Annotated in this window: 15 protein-coding genes; 10 read left to right on the top strand and 5 right to left on the bottom strand. The window is 67.8% G+C overall.

All coding sequences use genetic code 11. The features are described 5' to 3' along the window. Window positions 1-130 precede the first annotated feature (130 nt). From AC07NN_RS07400 to AC07NN_RS07385, 4 genes are read left to right on the top strand one after another with little or no spacing between them, the layout of a single operon-like run. A complete protein-coding gene (locus AC07NN_RS07400) occupies window positions 131-817 on the top strand; it encodes a 4-carboxy-4-hydroxy-2-oxoadipate aldolase/oxaloacetate decarboxylase (protein ID WP_494639067.1) in 687 nt (228 codons plus the stop codon). Window positions 818-820: 3 nt separating this feature from the next. Then, on the top strand, window positions 821-1,903 hold the full coding sequence (locus AC07NN_RS07395; RefSeq protein ID WP_494639065.1) for a 4-oxalomesaconate tautomerase: 1,083 nt from the start codon (window positions 821-823) through the stop codon (window positions 1,901-1,903). Continuing rightward, the gene (locus AC07NN_RS07390; RefSeq protein ID WP_494639063.1) at window positions 1,900-2,793 is read left to right on the top strand and encodes a DUF1932 domain-containing protein; all 894 of its coding nucleotides are present in this window, start codon (window positions 1,900-1,902) and stop codon (window positions 2,791-2,793) included. The genes AC07NN_RS07395 and AC07NN_RS07390 overlap by 4 nt, the downstream gene beginning before the upstream one ends. After that, on the top strand, window positions 2,790-3,737 hold the full coding sequence (locus AC07NN_RS07385) for a LysR substrate-binding domain-containing protein (RefSeq protein WP_494639061.1): 948 nt from the start codon (window positions 2,790-2,792) through the stop codon (window positions 3,735-3,737). The genes AC07NN_RS07390 and AC07NN_RS07385 overlap by 4 nt, the downstream gene beginning before the upstream one ends. A 10-nt stretch (window positions 3,738-3,747) precedes the next feature. On the opposite strand, the gene AC07NN_RS07380 is transcribed toward AC07NN_RS07385, so the two are convergent. Further along, window positions 3,748-4,770, bottom strand: coding sequence for an amidohydrolase family protein (locus AC07NN_RS07380; protein ID WP_494639060.1), 1,023 nt, complete (start codon window positions 4,768-4,770; stop codon window positions 3,748-3,750). A 232-nt stretch (window positions 4,771-5,002) separates the two neighbouring features. Between AC07NN_RS07380 and AC07NN_RS07375 the strand changes: the two genes are divergently transcribed. Then, window positions 5,003-5,728, top strand: coding sequence for a response regulator (locus tag AC07NN_RS07375; RefSeq protein ID WP_494639058.1), 726 nt, complete (start codon window positions 5,003-5,005; stop codon window positions 5,726-5,728). Beyond that, a complete protein-coding gene (locus tag AC07NN_RS07370; protein ID WP_494639056.1) occupies window positions 5,725-7,728 on the top strand; it encodes a sensor histidine kinase in 2,004 nt (667 codons plus the stop codon). The genes AC07NN_RS07375 and AC07NN_RS07370 overlap by 4 nt, the downstream gene beginning before the upstream one ends. On the opposite strand, the gene AC07NN_RS07365 is transcribed toward AC07NN_RS07370, so the two are convergent. Together AC07NN_RS07365 and AC07NN_RS07360 are read right to left on the bottom strand one after the other, a co-directional pair. Continuing rightward, entirely contained in the window at window positions 7,725-8,453 is a 729-nt protein-coding gene (locus tag AC07NN_RS07365) for a response regulator transcription factor (protein WP_494639054.1), read from the bottom strand. The genes AC07NN_RS07370 and AC07NN_RS07365 overlap by 4 nt on opposite strands. Before the next feature lie 120 nt (window positions 8,454-8,573). Then, window positions 8,574-11,813 (bottom strand): autotransporter outer membrane beta-barrel domain-containing protein, encoded by a 3,240-nt coding sequence (locus AC07NN_RS07360; RefSeq protein ID WP_494639052.1) that lies wholly within the window; start codon window positions 11,811-11,813, stop codon window positions 8,574-8,576. A 216-nt stretch (window positions 11,814-12,029) separates the two neighbouring features. Between AC07NN_RS07360 and AC07NN_RS07355 the strand changes: the two genes are divergently transcribed. The 4 genes from AC07NN_RS07355 (at window position 12,030) to AC07NN_RS07340 (ending at window position 19,167) form a co-directional block, all read left to right on the top strand. Then, the gene (locus AC07NN_RS07355; protein WP_494639050.1) at window positions 12,030-12,893 is read left to right on the top strand and encodes a GntR family transcriptional regulator; all 864 of its coding nucleotides are present in this window, start codon (window positions 12,030-12,032) and stop codon (window positions 12,891-12,893) included. Between the two features lie 265 nt (window positions 12,894-13,158). Next, the gene (locus AC07NN_RS07350) at window positions 13,159-15,474 is read left to right on the top strand and encodes a TonB-dependent receptor (RefSeq protein ID WP_494639048.1); all 2,316 of its coding nucleotides are present in this window, start codon (window positions 13,159-13,161) and stop codon (window positions 15,472-15,474) included. Between the two features lie 22 nt (window positions 15,475-15,496). Continuing rightward, window positions 15,497-16,870 (top strand): sulfatase family protein, encoded by a 1,374-nt coding sequence (locus AC07NN_RS07345; protein ID WP_494639046.1) that lies wholly within the window; start codon window positions 15,497-15,499, stop codon window positions 16,868-16,870. Window positions 16,871-16,881: 11 nt separating this feature from the next. Then, the gene (locus AC07NN_RS07340) at window positions 16,882-19,167 is read left to right on the top strand and encodes a beta-glucosidase (RefSeq protein ID WP_494639044.1); all 2,286 of its coding nucleotides are present in this window, start codon (window positions 16,882-16,884) and stop codon (window positions 19,165-19,167) included. Between the two features lie 28 nt (window positions 19,168-19,195). Here AC07NN_RS07340 and AC07NN_RS07335 read toward each other — a convergent pair whose 3' ends face one another. After that, window positions 19,196-21,337, bottom strand: a complete 2,142-nt coding sequence (locus AC07NN_RS07335; RefSeq protein WP_494639042.1) for a tetratricopeptide repeat protein — start codon at window positions 21,335-21,337, stop codon at window positions 19,196-19,198. Next, entirely contained in the window at window positions 21,334-24,150 is a 2,817-nt protein-coding gene (locus AC07NN_RS07330; protein WP_494639040.1) for a M16 family metallopeptidase, read from the bottom strand. Before AC07NN_RS07330 ends, AC07NN_RS07335 begins: the two co-directional genes overlap by 4 nt. Window positions 24,151-24,190: the final 40 nt, after the last annotated feature.

Genomic DNA, 24,190 nt, shown 5'->3' with positions numbered 1-24,190 from the left:
CGCGCAGGCTATAACGGAGCGAAGTGTTTTCGCGATTGACCCGCGATTTGGTTATACCTCGACCTCAAAATGCATACGCCGCCTGCCATGGCTGGTGTTAGCCAAACCCTGCCCAGCGCAGGAGAAGCTTGTGAACAAGGTCGTCCAGAACCCGCCGCGCGCGCCCAAGGACGCTGTCGATGGTCTGCGGGCCTTCGGGGTCGCGACCGTGCACGAAGCCCAAGGCCGCATCGGCCTGATGTCGCCGAAGCTCCGCCCGATCTGGCCGGGCGCGCATGTGGCCGGGACAGCGGTGACGGTGTCGGTCCCGCCGGCCGACAACTGGATGCTGCATGTGGCCATCGAGCAGTGCGGGCCCGGCGACGTCCTTGTCGTCGCGCCGACGTCGGCCAGCGATGCGGGCTATTTCGGAGACCTCCTGGCGACCTCGCTGATGTCGCGCGGCGTCCGGGCTCTGGTCATCGACGCGGGCGTTCGGGACGTCGCCACGCTGAAGGAGATGGGCTTTCCCGTCTGGTCCAGCGCGATCTCGGCGCAAGGCACGGTCAAGGCCACGCTGGGCAGCGTCAACGTCCCCGTTATCTGCGGTGGCGCGCTGGTGAGGCCGGGCGACGTGATCGTGGCCGACGACGACGGCGTCGTGGTGGTCGCCCGCGACCAGGCAAGCGCCGTCCTGGCCGCCTCGGCGGACCGCGAGGCTCGCGAGGTCGACAAGCGCGCCCAACTGGCGTCCGGCGTACTTGGCCTGGACCTCTACGGGATGCGCGAACCGCTGAAGGCCGCGGGCCTGGTCTATGTCGACCACGAGGGCGACTGACCGATGCAGACGGCGATCCCTTGCCTGATCCTGCGTGGCGGCACCTCCAAGGGCCTTTACTTCCGCGCCGAGGACCTACCTACCGAGGTCGCGCTACGCGACCGGGTTCTACTGGCGGCGATGGGCTCGCCAGACGAGCGGCAGATCGATGGCATGGGCGGGGCGGATTCGTTGACCAGCAAGGTCGCGATCATCTCGCCGCCGTCGCGACCCGACGCCGATGTCGACTATCTGTTCCTGCAGGTCTCGGTCGCCGAGAGCTTGATCTCCGATCGTCAGAACTGCGGCAACATCCTCGCCGGGATCGGCCCCTATGCGATCGAACAGGGCCTGGTGAAGGCCGCCGACCAGCAGACCGACGTTCGTATCTTCATGCGCAACACCAACGGTCTGGCCACCGCGCGGATCGAAACCCCGGACGGCCGCGTGAACTATGATGGCGACTGTCGGATCGACGGCGTTCCCGGCGCCGCCGCGCCGATCCCGATCACCTTCGCCAATGTCGCCGGCTCGTCCTGCGGCGCACTGCTTCCCACGGGCAACGTGGTCGACACGATCGAGGGCGTCGACGTCACCTGCATCGACAACGGCATGCCCGTGGCCTTGGTTCGCGCCGCCGACTTGGGCGTGCGCGGCGACGAGACACCGGCCGAACTCGAAGCCAATCCGGAGCTCCGCGCCAAGGTCGAGGCGATCCGCCTGGAAGCCGGCCGCCGCATGAATCTCGGCGACGTGAGAACCGCCACCGTACCGAAGGTGACCCTGGTCTCGGCCCCGACCGCCGGCGGCGCACTGTCGACGCGTAGCTTCATCCCCCACACGGTGCACAAGGCCATCGGCGTGTTCGGCGCTGTCAGCGTCGCCACCGCCGCCTGCCTGCCAGGGTCGGTCGCCGCGTCGGTGGCCGTCCTGCCGACGCCCCGCGGCGAAGTCTCCGTCAGCGTCGAGCATCCGACCGGCGAGTTCACCGCCCTGCTCAGCCTCGCCGACGGCCAAGTCGTCTCGGCCGCCCTGCTGCGGACGGCTCGCCTGCTGATGGCCGGGCAGGTTTTCGTGCCGACCTCGGTCTGGGATGGTCGCCGATGAGCCCGCGCATCGGCCTGATCGGCTTCGGCGAGGTGGGTCAGATTCTGCACACCGACCTCACAGCGGTAGCGGGATTGGACATCGTCGTTCACGACCGTCTGTTCGCCGATCCTGCCTCGCCGCCATCAAGCGTCGCCTCCGAACGAGGGATCGAGGTCGCAGCGGACATCGCCACCGTTTGCCGCGATCGAGACCTCGTCATCAGCGCCGTGACGGCCGGCCAGGCCCTGGCTGTCGCCGAGGCCGCCGCGCCGCATCTTGGGTGCGCTGTCTTCCTCGACCTGAACTCAGTTGCGCCCCATACGCGCCAGGCTCAGGCGGATGCCCTCGCTTCCCACCGGGGCCGCTATGTCGAGGGCGCGGTCATGGCCCCGATCGCGCCCAAACGCCTGAAGACGCCGATCCTGCTGGGCGGTCCCGTCGCTGCAGAGATCGCGCCGCTGTTGGCTGAGCTGGGCTTCGCGGCCACTTTCGCCAGCGATCGCATCGGTCATGCCTCGGCCGTGAAGCTGTCGCGCAGCATCTTCGTGAAGGGGCTGGAAGCCTTGGTCACGGAGAGCCTGGCCAACGCTCGCCACCACGGCGTCGAGGCCGAGGTGCTGGCCTCGCTGTCCAACACCCTGCCCCACCCCGACTGGCCGGGCCTGGCGCGATATCTGTTGTCGCGCCCCCTGATCCATGGCCAGCGGCGCAGCGAGGAGATGGCCGAAGCCGCCGACATGCTGGCGACGGCTGGCCTGGAGGCGGCCATGACCACGGCCACCGTCGCGGTTCAAGCCCGTCAGGGCGCCCTTGGCCTTGCGGCGTCTAGCGAACGGGTCGAGGACCTTGGAGCGTTGCTTGATCTGGTCGCGCAGCGGAGAAAGGCGTTGAACGAGGGCTCCGCGTGAAACGCTATCTGCAACAGAAACTGAAGTTCCGGCATCTGCGGGTGATCGACGCCATCGTCACCTACGAGAGCATCCTGCAGGCCGCCAAGGCCCTGGGCCTTTCGCAGCCCGCGCTGACCAAGAGCCTGCAAGAGATCGAAGAGATCGTCGGCGCGCGCCTCTTCGACCGTCACGCGCGCGGAGCCGATCCGACGCCGTTTGGCGCGACCATGGCCGCTTCGGCTCGTCGCCTTCTGGCCGAGATCGGACGACTGGAAGACGACCTGGACGCCCTGGAAGGCGGCGACGGCGGACCGGTGGTCGTGGGCGCCCTGCCTGTCGCTGCGGCTGGCGTCCTGCCCGGCGCCCTGGCGCGTCTGAAGATCGCGCGGCCCGACATCGAGGTCCGCGTCATCCAGGGCCGCACCGAGGAATTGATCTCGCTGCTGACCCTGCGCGAGATCGACCTGATCATCGGCCAGCTCTATGCGATGCCGCAGGACGACGGCCTGGTCCGGCTTCCGTTCTACGCTGAGCCGATCTCGGTGCTGGCCCGCAGCGATCACTCGATCTTCGCGCGCGGCGGCGATCTGGCCTCGGCCTTGAACGATCACACCCTGGTGCTGCCGACGGTGTCCCAACGCGTCGGTCAGGAGATCGACGTGCTGCTGGCCGAGATGGGCGTCACGCCCCGCCAGCCGCTGCGCTCCAGCTCGGCGGCGATGATCCGCGAGATCCTTTACGCCACGGACAATGTCGCGGTGATGCCGCACATGCTGCTGGCCGGCGATCTCTTGCGCGGGGCCATGCGCCTGCTGCCGCTGGAGACGGCCTCGCGGCCACGCCCTGCCGGGCTTATCCGCCGGGGCGACACGCCCCTTCTGCGTAACGCCCAGGCCTTCGTGGATGCGGCGCGCGGCTATGTCGGCGAGATCGAGGATCGTATCGCCGGCGCCACTCACTAATGCCACCCCGTTACCGACCTTGGGCTTTCAGGATCGCGTCGAGGCGCGGATAGACCCGGCGCGCGTTGCCCTCGAACACTTTCTGCTTGTCCGCCAGCGGGATCGGCAAGGCGTCGACATAGCGCTTGGTGTCGTCGAAATACTGCCCCGTCTCCGGATCGATGCCACGCACGGCCCCGACCATCTCCGAGCCGAACAGGATGTTGTCGACGTCAATGACCCGGAACAGCAGGTCGATGCCGGGCTGGTGATAGACGCAGGTGTCGAAGAAGACATTCCTCATCACATGCTGGTTCAACTTCGGCTTCCCAAGCATGTCGGCCAGGCCGCGATAGCGACCCCAGTGATACGGAACCGCGCCGCCGCCGTGCGGGATGATGAAGCGCAGGTCCGGGAAATCCTTGAACAGGTCGCCCTCGATGAACTGCATGAAGGCCGTGGTGTCGGCGTTGATGTAGTGCGCGCCAGTGGCGTGGAAGTTGTGATTGCACGAGCCCGAGACGTGGATCATCGCCGGCACGTCCAGCTCGACCATCTTCTCGAAGAACGGATACCAGGCGCGGTCGGTCAGCGGCGGGCCGTTCCAGTGGCCGCCTGACGGGTCCGGATTGAGATTGCAGCCGACGAAGCCGAGCTCGGTCACGCAGCGCTCGAGTTCGCCGATCGAATTCTCGATCGACACGCCTGGCGACTGGGGTAGCTGGCAGACGCCGACGAAGGTCTCGGGGAACAGATCGACGACCCGCTTGATCAGGTCGTTGCAGCGTAGCGTCCAGGCCTGGCTGACAGCTTCGTCGCCGACGTGATGGGCCATGGTCGAGGCGCGCGGCGAGAAGATCGTCATGTCGGCGCCGCGTTCGCGGAGCAGGCGCAGCTGGTTCTGCTCGATGGTCTCGCGGATCTGATCGTCGGAAATGTCTGGATAGGTCGGATCGATATCACCGCCGACCTTGAACGCCGAGGTCTGAGCGTCGCGCCAGGCGTCGTGGGCGCGCGGAGCCGTCGTATAGTGGCCGTGGCAATCGATGATCACGCGGGAACCTTGATCTTGGTGGTCCGGGGCCCGACGGCTTCAAGCCCGGCGCATCCTTGGACTACCAACTCCCCAGCGCATCGCCGGTATAACTTTAGACGCCGCCCTATAACCCTTCGGCGGCCGCCGACTTCGTCGATCCGAGAGAGCACCAATCCCGCGTCGGCCGGTCGCGCGCCCCGCAGGAAACGATGTGACCGCTCGCGCACGCTCATGGTTTACTGTGCGGACCATGAGTTTGCAGACCGCCACGACGCCTGTCGCCGAAATCCTTTTGGTCGAGGACGATCTCGAGCTCCGCCGCGAAATGACCGCCTATCTGCGCGACAACGGCCATGTCGTGCACGAGGTCGGCGACGTCGCCAGCGCGCGCAAGGTCTTGGGCGAACGCGCCATCCAGGTCGCGGTGCTGGACGTCAATCTTCCGGGCGAGGACGGTCTGTCGCTGTGTCGGACCCTGGCGGGCGGCGACGGTCCGGCGATCCTGATGCTGACGGCCCTGGGCGATCCGATCGACCGGATCCTCGGCCTCGAACTCGGGGCCGACGACTATGTGGTCAAGCCGATAATGCCCCGCGAGTTGCTGGCTCGGGTCAAGGCCCTGCTGCGACGACGCCCTCCTGGCGCGACCAGCCGCAAGACCAGCGTCTATCACTTCGCCGAGTTCCGCCTCGACCTAGCCGCCCGCCAGCTGCGCGCGCCCAGCGGAGCGATCCTGCTGCTGACGCGCAGCGAGTTGGCGATCCTGTCGGCGCTGCTGGATCGCGCCCGGCAGGTGGTGCCGCGCGAGGACCTGATCGCCCTGCTACGCCCGGACGAGGCCGAGGAGATGGGCCGCGCCGTCGACCTGCACATCGGCCGCCTGCGCCGCAAGATCCAGGACCAGACCGATCGCGAGATGATCCGCACCTATCGAGGAGTGGGCTACATGCTGGATGCCGGAGTGATCGGCGAATGACCTGGTCCAAACGCCTCAGCCCGCCGCTCTGGGCTCGCATCCTGGCGATCGTCGTCGGCGCCCTGGTCGCCGCGCAACTGGTGACTCTGGCCTTGACCGTGTTCTTTCCGCCGGAACCTCCGCGCCAGTACAGCCTGACCGACATCGGCGCGGCGCTGCGCGGCTCAACGACGGCGCGCGAGCATGAGCGGCCGCTGGTGCTGAGCTTCGAGGATGGCGCGCCTAGCCTGCAGAGCCCGGGTTGGGTCGTGTCGGCGCCCGCAACGCGAGATCTCGCCAAGTTGGTCGGTGCGGCCGAGGCCGACGTCCGGCTGCTGTTCTATGCGCCGCCCCCGTTGGCCGGCGCGCCGATGCCGCCTCCGCCGCATGCCGAGGCGACGCGACCCCCCTTCTCGCTTCGCATGGCCCAGGTCGGCCAGGCCGGCGGCGCGGGTGGCCCAGGCGGACCGCCCCCTGGCGGCATGACGCCCGGTCGACCAGGTGCGAGGCCGGGTCCCGGCGCGGGCATGCCGCCGTCTGGAGCGGGTTTCCCAGGCGGAACCTTCCCCGGCTCACGCTTGCCGACCAGTCGAGCGCCATCCTCGCAACCGCCACTCGTACGAGCACCGAGCGCCAGCCCCATTCCCTCGCCGATGGGTTCCACGCCCGCAAGGATGCCCGCCAACGCTCCGCCAGGCGCTGGCCGTCCCGACCCCGGCCGCATGCCCGCTCCCCCACAACCGTTCACCGGCCCGCCGCGAGGCCCGATCATCCGTTCGCCGCTGGATGCGGCGGTCTTCGCACGCCCCATCGTCCGCTCGTTACCACCGCCGGTGGAAGCGACGGCCAGCCCGCCGCCGCCCGCCCCTGTGCCGATCGCTCAGGCGCCGGCCGCCGCCCCGCCGGTCACGACACCGCAGCGGATCGAACCTGTCCGCCCCACGGTCGATCCCGTGCTCACGACAATCCCGCGCACCGCACTCCCGGCGACGCCACCGCCCGCCCCCGCAGTCACCGAACGCACCCTGGACCCGCCCAGCGCCACCACCGGCTTCCGCCTGGGTCAGGCGCCCTATGTCGAAGGCGAGTTCGTCGCGGCCATGCACATGGCCGACGGGCGCTGGGCGACCGTCCGGCCTCGCCCCGAAGGCTTCTTGAACAGCTGGCAGCGGCGCGTTCTGCTGTGGTTCGGCCTCTCCGTCGCGCTGATCACGCCGCTCGCCCTGTTCGTCGCCTGGCGCCTGGCCGCGCCCCTGAAGGTCTTCGCCGAGTCCGCCGACCGACTGGGTCGCGAGCCGTCAGCGGACCTTCCGCCCCTCACGGGTCCGGCCGAGATCGGCAAGGCGGCCGACGCCTTCAACCTGATGCAGCAGCGGCTCAAGCGCTATGTCGAGGATCGCACGGGCATGATCCGCGCCATTTCCCACGACCTGCGCACGCCCCTCACGCGCATTCGGTTCAAGCTGGAGCGCGCCCCGCCGTCGCTCCGCGAGGCCATCGGCCGCGACATGGACCAGATGGAGGAGATGATCGCCTCCGTGCTCAGCTTCATGCGTGACGAGGCCAATGTCGCGCCCCGGCAGATCGTCGATTTGCGTTCGCTGGTGGAGGTGGTGGTCGACGACGCCCAGGGCCCCGCCGAACTGGAGCCAGGGCCGGCGGTCCTGGTCGAAATCGACGTCGTTGGCGTACAACGGGTCGTCGAGAACCTCGTCGACAACGCGGTCAAGTATGGCGGCCGCGCCAAGGTCAGCCTGGCGGTTCACAATGGCGAAGCGTTCGTGGCGGTCGCCGACGACGGGCCGGGCCTACCCGCCAACGAGTTGGATCAGGTCTTCAAGCCGTTCTACCGCAGCGTCGCGGCGCGGGCTTCGGGCCAATCGGGCGTTGGCCTTGGACTTTCGGTCTCCCGCGCCACGATCCGCGCGCACGGCGGCGACCTCAGCCTGCGTTCCGGCGAGCCCGGCCTGGTCGCCGAGTTGCGTCTGCCACAGGCCGCCACCGCGCGGATGGCGGCCTAGTCGAGCGGCACGGTGTCCACCGCGGCCGTCAGCAGATAGCCCTGGCCACGGGCGGTGCGGATCAAATCCTCGCCGCCCTCGACCCGCGCCAGCTTGGCCCGCAGGCGGCTGACGATGACGTTCAGCTGAGACGGACCTTCGCGCCAGTCGCCCGTTTGCGGGTCCTGGATCAGCTTGGCGCGCGGCACGATCTGCTGGGGATGCGAAAGCAGCACCCGCAGCAGCGAGAACTCGGCCGAGGACAGCTCGACGGACCGGTCATAGGGATCGAACAACTGCCGGGTGACGACGTTGAGCCGCCAGCCGTTGAAACGGTAGACACGGCCACGATCGTCGTCGGGGGCCCGCCGGAACGTCTCCTGGCGACGGCGGAGAACCGAGCGGATACGGGCCAGGAGCTCGCGCGAGCGATAGGGCTTGGCGACATAGTCGTCGGCCCCGATCTCCAGTCCGACCACGATGTCGCTCTCCTCGGCCATGGCGCTAACGACGATCACACCCGGCGCGGGTACGTGGCTGCGCAGGCGGTTACAGACCGAGAAGCCGCCCTCGCCAGGCAGCATGATGTCGAGGACCACCGCATCCACCGGCACGCTGGTCAGGATGCGGTCCATCTGTCGCCCCGACGAGGCGGTGATCACCTCGTACTCGTGCCGGGACAGGAAATCGTAGAGCTGCGAGCGCGCGGTCTGATCCGCGTCCAGAAGAAGAATTCTTTGTCGCACGCCCCGCGCTCCTTGCTTCGATGAGAAGCGAAGCTAAGGACCGGAGGCGGCGAAATTAGCGGCTCATTGTATTCGAACATTCCGAATTGAGGCGCGATTGTGGCGGTGCTCGCAACGCCGCTAGAACATCGCCCGGCCCGAGAAGCGCATGTAGTAGCGGGTCAATTTGCGGCTCGCCTCCGCCCCGCCTTCCAGCGCCAGATAGGACAGGGCCGAGCCGGCGCGTAGAGCCAAACCGAGCGTTACGGCGCCGTCGCGATCCGGCGTCGAGGTCAGGGTGAAGCTATCCCCGCCCCGGAACCGCGCCACCGTGTCGCCGACGCTCCCAGCCAGGGTCTTGCGATAGCCGACCCGCACCTCGGGCCGCCACCAGACGGCCTTGCCGAACTGCGCGCCCAGCACGATCCCGAGGTCGCCGCTGAGGTTGCTGAAGGCGCGGGAATCCACCGTCAGGTCGAAGCCGTCGCCCCCGCCGCTTTCGACCCGTCGCCCTTCCGAGAAGTAGACATAGTCCAGACGAGCCTCGGGTCGGATGAAGGCGCGGCCCATCGCCTGCTCATAGGCCACCCCGGCGAAGGCGTTGGCCGTGGCGCCGTTCCAGTGCGCCGTGTTCGTCACCGCGACATCCGCCACGCCATCGCCGTTGACATCCTCGCTGTAGAAGCTTCGGTCGCCGGTCAGCCAGCCATAACCGCCTCCGCCGCCGAGATTGAACCGCCAACCGCCGACCGCGCGTCGCCAATAGAGGCCCGCCTGGACCATCGAGTTGGAGACATGCTCGCCGACCTTGGCGACCGTACCGTGCTCTTCGACATTGACCATCGCCAGGGTGACGCCCAGCGCGCCGCCGGCGTCGCCCATCGCCTCGTAGCCGGCGACGAAGCCCAGGGCCTGGGTGTCGGAGCCCTGGCTTTCGCCGCTCTCGCGACGGACCAGGGTATTGATCTGCTGAGCCCAGACACTGTCGGGGCCGTAGCGTTCGCCCAGGTCCGGGCGGATGGCGGTCGCCGCCGAGATCTGCTGGTTCACCGCCTGCAGCGCCGAGGCCATGCCCAGGCCCTGGTCCGGCAGCATTTGGTTGTAGAGGTTGTAGAAGCCGTCCCGCGTGGTCTGCTGCAGGAAGGTCGAGGCGATGTCCTCGTTCTTGGACAGGGCGGCGAACACGGCGTCATAGGCGGAAGCTTGATTGCGGGTCATGCCCGCCTCGGCGGCCGTACGGCGTCGCACGTCGATGTCGATGCTGTTCCCTGCCTGATAGGCCTTGGCGACATAGAGATACGGCGCATCGCCCAGCAGGTCCTGGCCGATATCGCCCGCCGTCAGGCTGCCGGCCTTGATCACCTCGAAGGTAGTCGCCGTGGTCAGCAGGTTGTTGAGGATGAGGCCAAGGTTCGCGCCCGTCTCGATGGTCGCCGTGTCGGCCAGGACGCGGGTGGCCGTCCCAGCGGCGGGATCGACGCTGAAGATCAGCTTGCTCTGGGAGCCGAGCGTCAGGGTGGAGACCTTCAGATCGCCCGCGTTGGTCATGCCGAGCGCACCGTCACCGATCGTGATGTCCAGACGCCCATCGCCGTCGGACAGCGAGGTCAGCACATAGCCCCCACCGTCGATGACCAGCTTGTCCGCGCCGTCCCCGAAGGAAATGCTGCCGACGAGCGTACCGTTCAGGATCCTCAGGCTGTCGTCGCCTGAACCGAACAGGATCTTGCCGACGATGGCCGGCTCGTCGCCGTCATCCACGCCGTCGCCATCGGTGTCGACGTCAGCGACCTCGTCGGCGCCGTCGTCACCATCATTGACGCCAAGCTGGGTGATCACCACGCCGCCGGAATTCCTGGAGACATCGATCGCGATGGCCTTGCCGGTCGTCGCCTCGTCCGAGCTGGCCGTATTGTCGTCGTCGGTGTCGTACGCGTCGTCGGTCGGGACGACATAGGCGGTGATCGCCCTGGTGTTGTTGATCGTCGTCAGCGTCCCGGCGTTGTCGAGGATGGCGTAGGCGCTCCCCTTCTCCCCCGCGACGGTCGCGCTGATCGCGCCGTCGTTGTTGAGAACACGGGTCAGGGCGCCGACTTCGATCACGACGGCGCGCGCGGAGAACTCACCTTCCGACGTCGACGCCGCGCTGATCGTTCCGGTGTTCCAGATGGTCTCGGCGACCGCGCCGGCCTTCAGGCGCAGCCCCGTCGTCTGCGCCTCGTAGGACGAGGCCGACACCACGCCGCCGATCCGGATCCCGTTGGCGATCAGGGTCTGCTGGCCGGCGTCGCCGCCGATCTGAACGCCGGTCGTCTCGATCCCGTCGTATGGGCTGGAGGCCGCGACGGAACCCTTGATGATCAGGCCATAAGCGTTGTCGTCCGCGCCGACCGCACCCAGCGTGATCGCGCCGGTGTCCGAGCCGATCCGCAGCGCCGGCGCGCCGCCGACCGAAGCGATCGAGGCCGAGCCTTCCGCGTTGTCAGCGACGCCGTCGCCATCTTCATCGTCGGTGGTGTCATCGTTGGTGTCGGTGGGCGGCACATCCAGCAGCACACCGCCTGTGACGCTGGCGGAAATGTTGACGCCACCGCCGCCTTCAAGCCGGTCGTCTTCGTCGATTAGCGCGCGATCGTCGGGGTCGGTATAGCGCGAGGTGACGCGATAGCCGCTGGAGTACACCGAGCCCTGCAGGACGAGCGCGCCCTCGATCGGCGCGTCGATCTCGACCCCGACCGATCCCTGGCCAATCACGCTGGTCGAGCCCTGGATCGTCACCGCGCCGATCACGGGCGCGGCGATCCGCACACCGTAGCCGCGGTCGCCCGTCACGCTGATCGTACCGGAGTGCGTGAAGCCGCCGATCAAGGGCGCTTCGAGGCTGATGCCGGCCGAATCCATACCTTCGATGGAGATCGTGCCTGAGTGGGTGATGGTCCCCGTGAACGAATCGGTCCCGGTCAGGCGGATCCCGTAGCGCCGATAGCCCTTGGCCAGCGGGCCGTCGTAGTCGCCATCCTCGTCTTCGTCCTCGACGGTGTAGTCCTCCAGCAGGCTGATCGAGCCGTCGCTGGTGACGGAGCCGGTCTTGCCGCCGAGCACCAGGATCCCGACGGAATCGTCGATGTCGGAGCTGGCGAGCGCGCCGCTCATGGTGACGGTATTGTTGCTGTCCAGCGTGATGATCGGACCCGAGACGCTCAGCGTGATGACGCCATCGGTCGTCACCTTCACGTCGTCAGCGGCGCCGTCGTTCGGGCTCGAGGTGCTGATCGGTGTCGTGCGCGAACTGCTGGTGACCTCCACCTGGGCCAGGCCGGCGCCGGCGTAGATGAGCAGCGGCGCGGCGGCGGCCGTAGCGACGAGAAGTTTGCGGGACATGGATTACCTGCGAGAGCCAGTCCCGCTGGCTAGCCGCCGGGCTTGGCCGTCCCGTGGCCAAGTTGTTACGCCTCCGCTTCATCCGGTAATCTGGCGCAGCGTTCGCTCCGTGGTCACGTCGACCGGATCACCCCTGACCGCCGTGACCTTGTCGCCGCCCTTTACAAACGGCCTCGAACCGATGTGTATGAGAACATGCATACACAGAGCACATTCGTGATCGAACGGACTGGCGTGCCGATCTACGTCCAGATTCGGGATCACCTGCTTCAGCGGATCGCATCGGGCGACCTCGTCGCCGGCCAGCAGATGCCGACGATGCGGCAGGTGGCGGGCGATCTGGGCGTGGACCTCAATACGGTCAGACACGCCTATGACGAACTGGCGGCGCGAGGCGCGGTTCGCTTGGTGCGCGGACGCGGCACCTTCGTCGCGGACGCCGGCGCCGGGCTCTCCCCTCCGCCCGAACCGACATCGCCCCAGCCCGCCCTGCCGCCCCCCGAGCCCTCGGCCGGCCGGCGCGGCGCTGGCCGGCCGCGCGATCCCGAAATCGAGCAGCGCTTCAAGCAAGCCGCCCTGGAGATCCTGGCCGAATTCGGCTTCGGCGGCCTGACGCTGGATCGGATCTGCGCTCGCGCCAAGGCGCCGGCGGCGACCTTCTATCGTCGCTGGACGACCCCCACGGTGCTAGTGTCCGAGGCCTTCAACGAGCGCTTCGAGATCGGCTTGCTGGAGATAAGCGGCGATATCCCGGCCGACCTGCTGATCTTCACCGACAAGCTGCGCGCGCTCTACAACGACCCGCTGCTGGGCCCCTGCCTCAGCTTCATCTGGCCGGAGACCCGTCTCCGCCCCGGCTTGCTTGAGCCGATGGCCCAAGCCGAGCGAGGCCGCAGGCGGACGAATGTCGAGACCCTAGATCGCGCCCTTCGCGACCAAGGCTACACCCCACACATCAACGCCCAGATGCTGCTCTTCGTGCTGAACAACGTCACCTACATGACCTACGTCACCGGCCGGAAGGTCAGTCGCGAGGACTACGCGGCGCTGATCGCCCAGTTGCTGCTGCCCGCCGCTTAAGGCCCGACCGCGCGACGAAAGCCGATACGGGTGGTCGCGCCACCATCCGAAACGATCACAACAGCGCTCATGGCAGAGGCCCGCGACGCATTTTCACGGCGCGGCGGGCATCCTCACGCCCGTCTGCCCTGGAAGTCATACACGCCCCCTGTGTATGGGCTCGTCGTCAATTTCGATAAGAAATATTGACATATTTATCCAAACTCGAAAACCTTGGGCTCAGCCGACCGCACGACGTCGGCCTGACCAACAACGGGGACGAGACATGAGCCAGGGGATCAAGGCCGTGCTGTGCGGCGGTGCGAGCGGCATTGCGATGCTGATGACGGCGAGCGGCGCGATGGCGCAGCAAGCCAGCGCCGCGCCGATTCAGATCGAAGAGGTGGTGGTCACCGCCCAGAAGCGCAGCGAGAGCCTGCAGGAGGTCCCGGTCTCGGTGGCCGTCGTCTCGGGCGCCCGCCTCGAGCAGCAGCAGATCAGCAGCGTCGAGAACCTGCCGCTGGTCTCGCCCAGCCTGGCCTTCAACGACGCCAACAGCGCTCGGGGCCAGGGCCTCAGCGTCCGCGGCGTCGGCACGCTCAGCTTCAGCGACGGCGTCGAGCCCAGCGTCTCGACCGTGATCGACGGCGTGGTCCTGGGTCGCCAAGCCATGTCGGTGTTCGACCTGATCGATATCGACCGCGTCGAGATCCTGCGCGGCCCCCAAGGCACGCTGTTCGGCAAGAACGCCTCGGCCGGGGTGCTCAGCATCGTCACCCAACGGCCGACCTTCAAGACCGGCGGAGCCTATGGCGCGACGATCACCGACCAGGGCGAGCGCAAGGTGCGCGGCACCGTCACCGGCCCACTGGTCGACGGCAAGCTGGCCGCCCGCCTGACGGCCTATTACAGCGGCTACGACGGCTACGTGAAGAACGTGACCACGGGCACGGAGCTGAACGACCGCAAGCAGTACGGCGTCCGCGCCAAGCTGCTGTTCACGCCCACCGACACGCTCGACGTGGTGGCCATGGCCGACTACGCCAAGAGCTCGGGCGCCTGCTGCGCGCCGACCATCCGCTCAGTCACGGCCAACAACCTCTATTTCGGCAAGACCTACGCGTCATACCTCGGCGTCACGCCCAGCAAGGACAACGAACAGACCTCCGCCAGCGTCGATTCCGTGAACAACCAGAACAGCGCCGGCGCCTCAATCGAGGCGAACCAGCAGTTGGGCGGGTTCACCCTGACGTCGATCACCGCCTTCCGGCACTTCCACGTCTACGACAACATCGATTCCGACCTGGTCTCGATCAACCTGCTGGACCTGAACAACGCCAACCAGCGCCAGAACCAGCTGACCCAGGAACTGCGGATCACCTCGCCGAAGGGCGGCAAGCTCGAGTACGTCGCGGGCCTCTACTACTTCTTCCAGGGCCTGAAGACCCAGACCCAGTCGGCCGGGACGCTGGGCGCCGTGCCCGTGGGAACCTTCCTGGGCAGCCAGGTCGATCGCGGCATCCACACCGAGAACGCCTCGGTGTTCGGCCAAGCGACCTTCCACGTGACCGACCAGCTCTCGCTGATCGCCGGCGGCCGATACACCACCGAGCAGATGAGCGCCTGGTTCCGCCGCAAGGTGCTGCCCGGCGCCCTGGCCGCCGCTCCGGCCTCCGTCGCTGGCGGTCCGCTGATCGCCGAGGGCCTGAAGTCGGACGAGAGCAAGGTCTCGACCCGCTTTGGCGTCCAGTATGACATCGCCCCCGGCCTGATGGTCTATGCGAGCTATTCGCGCGGCTTCAAGGGCGCGGCCCTGAACCTCCTGAACTTCCTGAGCGCCGCCCAGGTGTCGACCGGCGCCTATCTGGTGCCGCCGGAGATCCCCACGGCCTACGAGGCCGGGGCGCGCACCTCCTTCTTCGACCGCCGCCTGCAGCTGAACGCCACGGTGTTCAACGAGGTCTTCAAGGGCTTCCAGGCCACGGCCTACGATAGCCTGACCCAGAGCAACACCCTGACCAGCGCCGGCGAACTGCGCTCGCGCGGTGTCGAGCTGGAAGCCCTGGCGGCCCCCGCGCGTGGCCTGACGGTTTCGGCGAACCTGGCCTATACCGACGCCGAGTTCACCGACTTCCCGAACGCGCCCTGCTACGCAGGCGAGATGCTGGTCACGGGCAGCCGCTGCCACGCCCTGGGCGCGACGTTCGTCCAGGACCTGAAGGGCTCGCCGCTGAACAACGCTCCCAAGTGGGCCTACACGCTCAGCGCCTCGTACACGCGCCCGCTGGGGTGGCATGACCTGAACGGCTTCGTGGACGTCAACTACGCCTACCGCAGCAAGGTCAACTTCAGTCTCAACCAGGACCCCAACACGATCCAGGAAGGCTTCGGGATCGCCAGCGTGAACCTCGGCGTCCAGACGCCGGGCCAGGGGCTGCGCCTGGCGCTGTTCGCCCGCAACCTGTTCGACGAGCGCTACGCCTCGTTCATCTATCCCAGCTCGTTCCAGTCGGGGAACGCCACGACTCCGGCCGGCTACAGCCAGTTCTTCGGCCAGGCCGCGCGGCGCACTGTCGGTGTCGCTCTCAGCGGCAAGTTCTAGTTCCAGATCGCGGAGTAGGCGCATGCATCGCCGAGACCTTCTGAAAGCCTGCGCTGCCGGCGCGCTCGCCGCCGCCCTTCCGGGCGGTGCGCGGGCCGCCGCTACGGTCCGCAAGCCCAACTTCATCGTCGTGCTGTGCGACGACCTCGGCTACGGGGACACCAGCGTTTACGGCCGCTCGGCGATCCGCACGCCTCACCTGGAGAGGATGGCGCGCGAGGGCGTGGTCCTGACCGACTACTACGCCCCGGCCAACCTCTGCACACCCTCGCGCGCCGGCCTGCTGACCGGTCGCTATCCGGTGCGCACGGGCCTCGGCTACGAGGTCATCATGCAGCAGGACAACCGGGGCCTGCCGCTCAGTGAAATGACCATCGGCAAGACGCTGAAGCCCGACTACGCCACCGCCCTGATCGGCAAGTGGCACCTGGGCCACCAGGGCGCGGCCTGGCCGCCGACCAAGCACGGCTTCGACCGGTTCTTCGGCATCCCCTACAGCCACGACATGGCCCCGCTGGCGCTGTTCGAGACCCGGGCGGGCTCGGACGAGATCAAGCAGGAGCCCGTCGACTTTCCGAAACTGCAACAGCGGTTCTACGAACAGGCCGAGCGCTTCATCGACGACAACAGAGACCGGCCGTTCTTCCTGGAATTGGCGCTCAGCGCCCCTCACCTGCCGTCGTATCCGCACGAGCCGTTCGACACCAAGACCGCCGCGGGTCCTTACGGCGCGGTCGTGGCCGAGATCGACGCGATCATGGGGCGGCTGCTGGACAAGTTGCGAGCGCTGCATCTCGACCGCGACACGCTGGTGATCTTCACCTCCGACAACGGGCCATGGTTCGAGGGCTCCGCGGGGAACCTTCGCGACCGCAAGGGCGGCGGCGGCTATGACGGCGGCTCGCGGGTCCCCTTCATAGCCTGGCGTCCAGGGACACTGCCCGCCGGCAAGCGAACCGACGCCATCGCCTCGGGCGTCGACCTGCTGCCGACCTTCTGCGCCATGGCCGGCCTGCCGCCGCCCAAGGACGTGGTGCTGGACGGTGTCGACATCACCGGCGTGCTCAAGGGCGGCAAGGCCTCGCCGCGCGAGGATGTCGTGATCTTCAACAACGAGGTCCCGGTCGCGATCCGCAGCCAGCGCTGGAAGTACGTGGCCGGCGACTATTATCGCGGTGCCTTCCTGCCCTATCGCCTGTTCGGCTACGACGAGCTCTACGACCTTCAGGCCGATCCGGGCGAGAACTACAGCGTCGCCCAGAACTTCCCCGAGATCGCCAAGGCGATGCAGGCGCGGCTGCTGGCCGCCCGCGAGACCTTCGCTCCCTTTAAGCATGCCGAACCGCCGCCGGTCTTCAAGGCCATGCGCGCGCAGTTCGAACGCCTTCCGGACTGAGAGGACACCCGATGACGACCTTCGCCCGCAAGGCCGCGCCTTCGCTGCTGGCCCTGTCCGCCGCTCTGGCCCTGACGCCCCTGGCCCATGCCGCCGAGGGCTCGCGCCCTTGGATGAACGCCAGGCTGAACCCGGACGAACGCGCCCGGCTGCTCCAGCGCGAGATGACGCAGGACGAGAAACTGGCGCTAGTGCATGGCCGGTTCGGCGCCGCGTTCAAGGACGCGCCACCACCACTGAACGTCAAACCCGACGGCGCGTTGGGTACGGCCGGCTATGTGCCCGGCGTTCCACGCCTCGGCTTGCCCGCCTTGCACGAGAGCGACGCCGGCCTGGGCGTCGCCAACGGCGGCCACCTGCGCCCCGGCGACGAAGCGACCGGCCTGCCCTCGGGCCTAGCCACGGCCTCCAGCTGGAACCCGGCCCTGGCCCGTGAAGCTGGCGCGATGATCGGGACCGAAGCCCACGCCAAGGGCTTCAACGTCCTGCTGGCCGGCGCGGTCAACCTGACCCGCGATCCGCGCAACGGCCGCAACTTCGAATATGCCGGCGAGGATCCGCTGCTGTCGGGCGTCATGGTCGGCGAAGCCATCGCCGGCGTGCAGAGCGCCCACGTCATCTCGACCACCAAGCATTTCGCCATCAACGCCCAGGAGACCGGCCGCAACGTCGTCTCGTCCGACATCGACGAGAAGGCCCTGCGCGAGTCCGACCTCCTGGCCTTCGAGATCGCCATCGAACGCGGCAAGCCCGGTTCGGTGATGACCGGCTACAACCGCGTCAACGGGACCTACGCCTCGGAGAGCCCCTACCTGCTGAACCAGGTGCTGAAGGGCGACTGGCGCTTCCCGGGTTGGGTGATGTCGGACTGGGGCGGCGTGCACAGCACGGTCGCGGCCGCCAATGCGGGCCTGGACCAGCAGTCGGGCCAGTCCTTCGACCAACTGCGCGCCATGGTGTGGAGCCAGGTCGGCGGCAAGACGACGCCGGCGGAGGCCGACTTCTTCGGCGCGCCGCTCAAGGCCGCCCTGGCCAGCGGCGCCGTCTCACAGGCTCGTCTGGACAACATGGTCCACCGCATCCTGCGCACCATGTTCGACAAGGGAGTCGTCGATCACCCGGCCACGCCGCGTACGATCGACCGCGCGACCCATGCCGACGTCGCCCGCCAGGCCGCCGAGCAGGGCATCGTCCTCTTGAAGAACGACAGCGGCCTGCTGCCCCTTGCCGCCTCGGCCAAGCGCATCGCCGTGATCGGCGGCCATGCCGACGTCGGCGTCCTCTCCGGTGGCGGCTCGTCCCAGGTCGTGCCGTACGGCGGCGCGAAGCTGGAACTTCCGGTGACCAAGGGCGTCTCGGCCGCCTTCGCGAAGGTCTCCTATGGCGGCGTCGCGCCGCTGAAGGCCCTCAGCGACGCCGCGCCGGGGATGCAGGTCACGTTCGCCAGCGGCCAAGACCTCGCCGAGGCGGCCGCCCTCGCCGCCCACTCCGACGTCGTGATCGTCTTCGCCAACCGCTGGCAGAGCGAGGGCGACGACAGCGCCGACCTGTCGCTGGGCGATGGTCAGGATGCGCTGATCGCGGCCGTGGCGAAGGCCAATCCGAAGACCGTGGTCGTGCTGCAAACCGGCAACCCGGTCGCCATGCCCTGGCTCGCGGAGGTTGGCGCCGTCGTCGAGGCCTGGTTCCCCGGCTCGCAAGGCGGAACGGCGATCGCCAATGTCCTCACCGGAAAGGTCAATCCTTCGGGCAAACTCCCCATGACCTTCCCCGCTGCGGAAGCCCAGCTGCCGCGCCCGAAGGTCGACGGCGTCGACATGCCGACCGTGCCCTTCTTTGGCGTCTTCCAGCCGTTCTCGGCGCGGTATCCCGAAGGTGCGGACGTCGGATACCGCTGGTTCCAGCGCACCGGGGCCAAGCCGCTCTTCCCGTTCGGCCATGGCCTCTCCTACACCCGCTTCGCCTACGCCAAGCTGGCGACCGTTCCGGGCAAGACCCTGACCGTCTCGGTCGAGGTGGCGAATACCGGCGCTCGCGACGGCGTCGAGATCGCCCAGCTCTACGTGACCCCGCCCGGCGCGACGCCGCGCTTGGCCGGCTGGGTCCGCGTCCCGCTCAAGGCTGGCGAGCGCAAGACCGTTCGCATCGTCGCCGAACCCCGGGCTTACTCGGAGTATGGCGAGAAGGGCTGGATCCGGCCCGCAGGCGACTACGCGATCGCCGTGGGCGGTTCCTCGGCGGACCTGCCGCTCACGACGAAAGCGAAGCTGGCCGGGCCATCAAAAGACGCCCCTTAGTCATGGCGCGCGCGTCCGCCTGAACGGCTTAGCCCGGACGCGCGCCTGCCTTGGACCGATCCGCGTTGGCGCCCGCCGTATCGCCCAGGGCCTCCTTCACCTCGGCGCGCCAGGTCAGCGCCTGGGCGTAGTCCGGATCGCTCGATAGCGCGGAATCCAGTTCTTCCAGGGCCCGCCGATAGTCCTTCAGAAGGGAGTACACATAGCCCTTCCGCGCGAGGGACATGGCGTCGCCCGGCGAAAGGCGGAGCGAGGCGTTGAGGTCGCGGATCGCGCGATCGAACCGGTCCTGGTCGATGAACACGTTGGCGCGATTGTAGTAGGCGGGCTCGTAGTCGGCATCGGCGCTGATGGCTTGAGCGTAGTCCGCCAAGGCGGCGTCGTTGCGACCCGCGTCGGCGTGGGCCAGGCCACGATTGTTGAGGACGAAGGCCGACTTCGGCGCCAACCGGACAGCAGCATCCAAGTCGGCCATCGCCCTGGCCTGTTGTCGGTCGAGCTTCAGCACCGTCGCCCTCTGGACCAGCAGATCGGCATTGTCAGGTTCGATCGCCAGAGCGTGTCCATAGTCCGCTATCGCGTCGCGGAGGCGGCCAGCGCGGCGATGCAGCTCCGCCCTGGCGCTCCAGCCATCGACGGCCTTGGGATCCAGCTTCACGGCCAGATCGTATTCCTTCCGGGCCGCGGCTTCCTGATCCAGGTTCAACAGGGCGTCGCCGAGCTCCACGTGGAGGTCGGCGCGCTTCGGCTGTCCCTGGAGCGCCAGCCGGTAGGCTTCCGCCGCGCGGGACCAGTCCTTCCTGTCGGCGTAGTAGATGGCCTTGTTGACCTTCGCGGGCCCGTTGCTCGGATCGACCTTGAGCGCCGCGTCGTAGGCCTTCAACTCCTCCTCGCCCTGCCCCAGCTCACCAAGCTCGACCCCCATGGCGTTCAGCGCGTCGGGATCCTTGGGGTCCAGTTCCGCGGCCTTGCGATAGTCGGCCAGCGCGGCCTTGTGATCCTTCAGGTCGGCGAGGAGTTGGCCTCGATTGTAGTGCGCCGCCGCGTTGGGTTTCAGGGCGATGACTGCATCGTAGTCCGCGATCGCGCGCTTGGTGTCTTCCTTGGCCGCCCAGATCAGGGCGCGGTCGAACAGGGCCTCCGTGTTCTTCGGCGCGATCTTCAGCGCGGTCTCCAGGGCCTCCAACCCCGCATCCAGCTGTTTGGTCTTACGCGAAAGGAAGCCGATACCGATAAGCGCGGTCAGGTCCTTGGCGTCCACGCGCAGGGCGTCGCGATAGGCCGCCATCGCCTCGTCGGCCCGATCCAGCTCCGCCAAGGCTTGCGCCCGCGCGTTGTAGCCATCCGAAGCCTTTGGATCGACACGGATCGACGCCTCGGCGTCGCGGAGCGCGCCGCCGGTGTCGCCCAGCGACCGCTTCAACGCCGACCGATAGATGAGCGGATAGGGATTGTCGGGCTCTGCCCGGATCACTTCCTCATAGAGCTTCATCGCTTCGGCTGATCGATCCTGCGCCTCGTAAAAGGCGCTCAACTGCAACTTCACGCCGCTGTCGGTCGGCCAGAGCTCCACGGCGTGCTTCAGGTCGCGCTCGGCGAGGCCTGGATCATCGCTCGTCAGCAGATCCGCGCGCTGGGTCAGCCCCCGGACAAAGTCCGGATCCGCCTTCAAGGCGGCGTCGTAGTCGGCGCGCGCTCCGGCCGGATCGTTCTTGTGCCATTGCCTCGCCCGCCCCCTGTAGAGCAGCGCGAGTTTATTGGTCGGCTGAGCCTTCAACACGGTGTTGAAGTCCTCCAGGGCCCGATCGACCTGATCCTGGTCCATACGCGCCACGCCACGGGCCAACAGAGCATCGGCATCGTTCGGAGTCAGCTTCAGGGCCGCCTCGGCGTCCTTCTCGGCTTCCGCATTGTGATCGAGTCGCCAATGGGCCCCGCTGCGATTGACCAATGCCTGGACGTGCTGGGCGCGATCGGCGATGCCCATTTCCAGCGCTTTGTCGCAATCGACGATGATCTGCTCTCGGGCGGCACGCTTGGCCCGGACGGAGTCGGCGGTCAGGCAGGCCTTCAAGGGATCGGCCGAGGGCAAGGCGGCCGCGAGCGCGGATGAGGCGCTCGAAACCAGCAGCAGGACGATCATGCGCCGCGCGATGTCGCCGTGGCTCATTGGGAAGCTCCCGTGGCGGCTTTCCGGGGATAGGCCGTGGCCACGATGGGATCACGGCTCAGCCAGGTCGCGGCGGCCGTCTTGAGATCGTCGACGGTCAGTGCGGACATCAGCGTTTCATAGTCCAACGCTTCCCGACGAATGGCCGGATCGCGCGCCGAGCCGCCCATCGCGCCAGCCCACCAGGCATTGGTCTGTCGTCGTGCGCCAGCGGCGGCCAGCACCGGCTGGCGGGCGCTTTCCAGCATCGCGGGCGTGATCTCACCCGCGGCCAACCGGGCGGCGATCGCCTTGGCTTCGACAATCAGGACTTCCAGGTCCCCTGGCGCTGCGTCGATAGACACCTGCAGCACGCCCTGATCGCCATAGTCGGGACCCGAAGAGGATACGTTGGGTGCATAGACCTTGCCCAGTTCCTCGCGGATACGCTGGCGCAAGGTCGTGTCGAACACGGACGCGAGAAGCTTGAGGGCGTACTCCTCGCGCCGGCGCTCGGGCGTGGACACATAGAGCGGCCAGACGATCGCGGCCGCGGCCTTGTCGACCGGACCATCGTGTTCGGCCCGGATCACCGCCGGCGCTTTCTCCGGATAACGGAGGAAACCGGGATCACCCTTGTCGCGCGCGGTCCCGGGCCGGGCTGGAAGCGCGCCCAGCGTCGTCGAAACGATGCGTACGGCGGTGGCCTGATCGATGTCCCCGACAAGCGTCAGTTCGATCGGCGCGGTCGTCAGGATGGGCTTGAGCACGCGTGCGAAATCGGCCGACCGGATTGCGGCCATCGCCTCGCGCGGCGGCATGCGATTGGCCGAACCCGGCGCGACGGCGTCGATGAGCGCGATGTTCACCGCGGCGGCGGGTTGGGTCAGGAACGTCCGATAGATCAAATCGACGCTCGACGGGATCCGCGCATCCAGCGAGGGGTCGAATCCCGGATCGGTCATGTAGGCGGCTATGACCTGTAGCTGCTCTTCGATATTGTCCACGAAGGTCGTCGCGCGGATCCCGAAGCTCTGAGGGCCCATGCCCATGGTGAAGTTCAACGTGCCCGAGGTCGGAAACATCGCCTGAAGCTCGCTCAGGCGGTGACGCCCCAGTCCGCCGGCGGCCAGCAGCGTCTGGCCGAGCTCCGCGACGGTGTAGTCGCTCTTGTCGACCTCACGCTGCCCCGCGCCGAAATGAACGCGCACCTCGACCTTGTTGGGCGCCAGCGCGGTTTGCTTGAAGTTGACGACAAGACCGTTCGCGAACTTCAGACGCTGGAAGCCGGGATCTTCCACCAGCTTCTGCTCGACCAGCTTGCCCGGCTTGCCGAACCCATCGTAGGCCCAAGGTCGCGCCGCCGTTTCGGCCGGCCGCGCTTCGGCCATCGCACCAGCGCCCTTTTCCCAGGCGGCGAGAAGAGCCTCGCGCGCCACGGGTTTGGGGTTCGTCATCGCCAGCAAGCGCGATCCGCTGGGCCAGTCGGCCGCGAAGCTGCTCATGACCTGCTCCGGCGTCAGGTCTTCGATCGCCAGATCGTAGGCATAAATTGCGTCAGCCGGCGTGGCGAAGACCTCTCCCGCCACTTCGCGCGCGGAGAGATTGTTGGCGATATCGACCGAAGAGCGCGAGCTGACGGAAAGGGCCGCGCCGCGAAGTCGGGCGCGGAGCAGCTCCACCGCCTTTTCGATCTCGAGCTCGCTCGGCCCCGCGGCGGCGAAGCTGTTGATCTCTTCCTGCGCGGCCTTCAGCGCTTCCGGCCAAGCCTCGCCGACAGGCATGACGATCAGGCAAGCCGCCGCAAAGTCCCGGGCGTCGCTGGACATCATGGCGGCCCCCAGCAGGCTGGTGTCGCCAGCGGTGACGCGCCGCTCCAGACGCTGGTTGAGAATCTGCTGCCAGATCTGTGTCCGCGCGTTTCGGCGCAGACGCGCCACGTCGTCGGGGCCCTGCTGCGACGCGGGCCCTAGACGACAGGCGCTGAGCGCTGCCGGCAGCGTCGGCCCGGCGAGCGTGAACGCCTCCGACTTCCGCCCGCCGGGTGGCTGAACGAACTTGGCGCGCTCAGGCGGCGAGCCGCTGGCCTGCCAGCTTGAGAAGCCCGCCTTGACGGCCGCTTCCATGGCTTCGACCGGGCGATCCCCGACAACCGTCAACACCGTGTGCGAGGGCCGATACCAGGTCCGATAGTAGCGCTCGAGCCCGGACGCGGTGGCGGCTTCCAAGGTGCTGCGGAGACCGATGGGGGAGCGATTGGCGGAGCGTTGGGCGCTGGCCTGGAAGGCGCTGATCGCTTCCTGCGCCATCAGCATGGGACTGTTGCGCGTCTCCATCTCGGCCAGCACGACACCCCGCTCGTGAGACACCGCGTCCTCGGTGAAGACGATGCCGTCGGCGACGTCTCGCAACCAGGCGAAAGCCGTCTTCAGTTGGGCCTGGTCAGGCTTTGGCAGGTCCAGCTGGTAGACGGTCGAGAACAGCGTCGTGATGGCGTTCTGGTCGCGACCAAATGCAACGCCCGCCGGCGCGAACACCCGCCCCACCGCCCCATCGGGAAAGGCGCGGGTCGAGCGAAAGGCCATGTGCTCGACGAAGTGCGCCCAGCCGCGCTCGGAATCGGCTTCCTCGTAGCTGCCGACATCCACCGCGAACCGCAAGGAGATGGCGTCCTTGGGCGTGGCGTTCCGCATTATCTGGTAGCGCATGCCGTTGGGCAGAACGCCGCGCAGGACGGAGGGGTCGGGCCGGATCGTCTGGTGATCCGGTTTGACGGAGGGTTCAGCGGCGCAAACCGGCGAAGCCGTCAGCGCAGCCGCCAGCGCGAGCAGCACAGGCGACCAGTTCCAGCGACGGTGCAAGATTCCCCCAACA

Source organism: Caulobacter sp. GW821-FHT09H08, assembly GCF_059415885.1.
The sequence above is the reverse complement of the archived record's forward strand: the minus strand, read 5'-3'. Positions and strand labels throughout refer to the sequence as shown.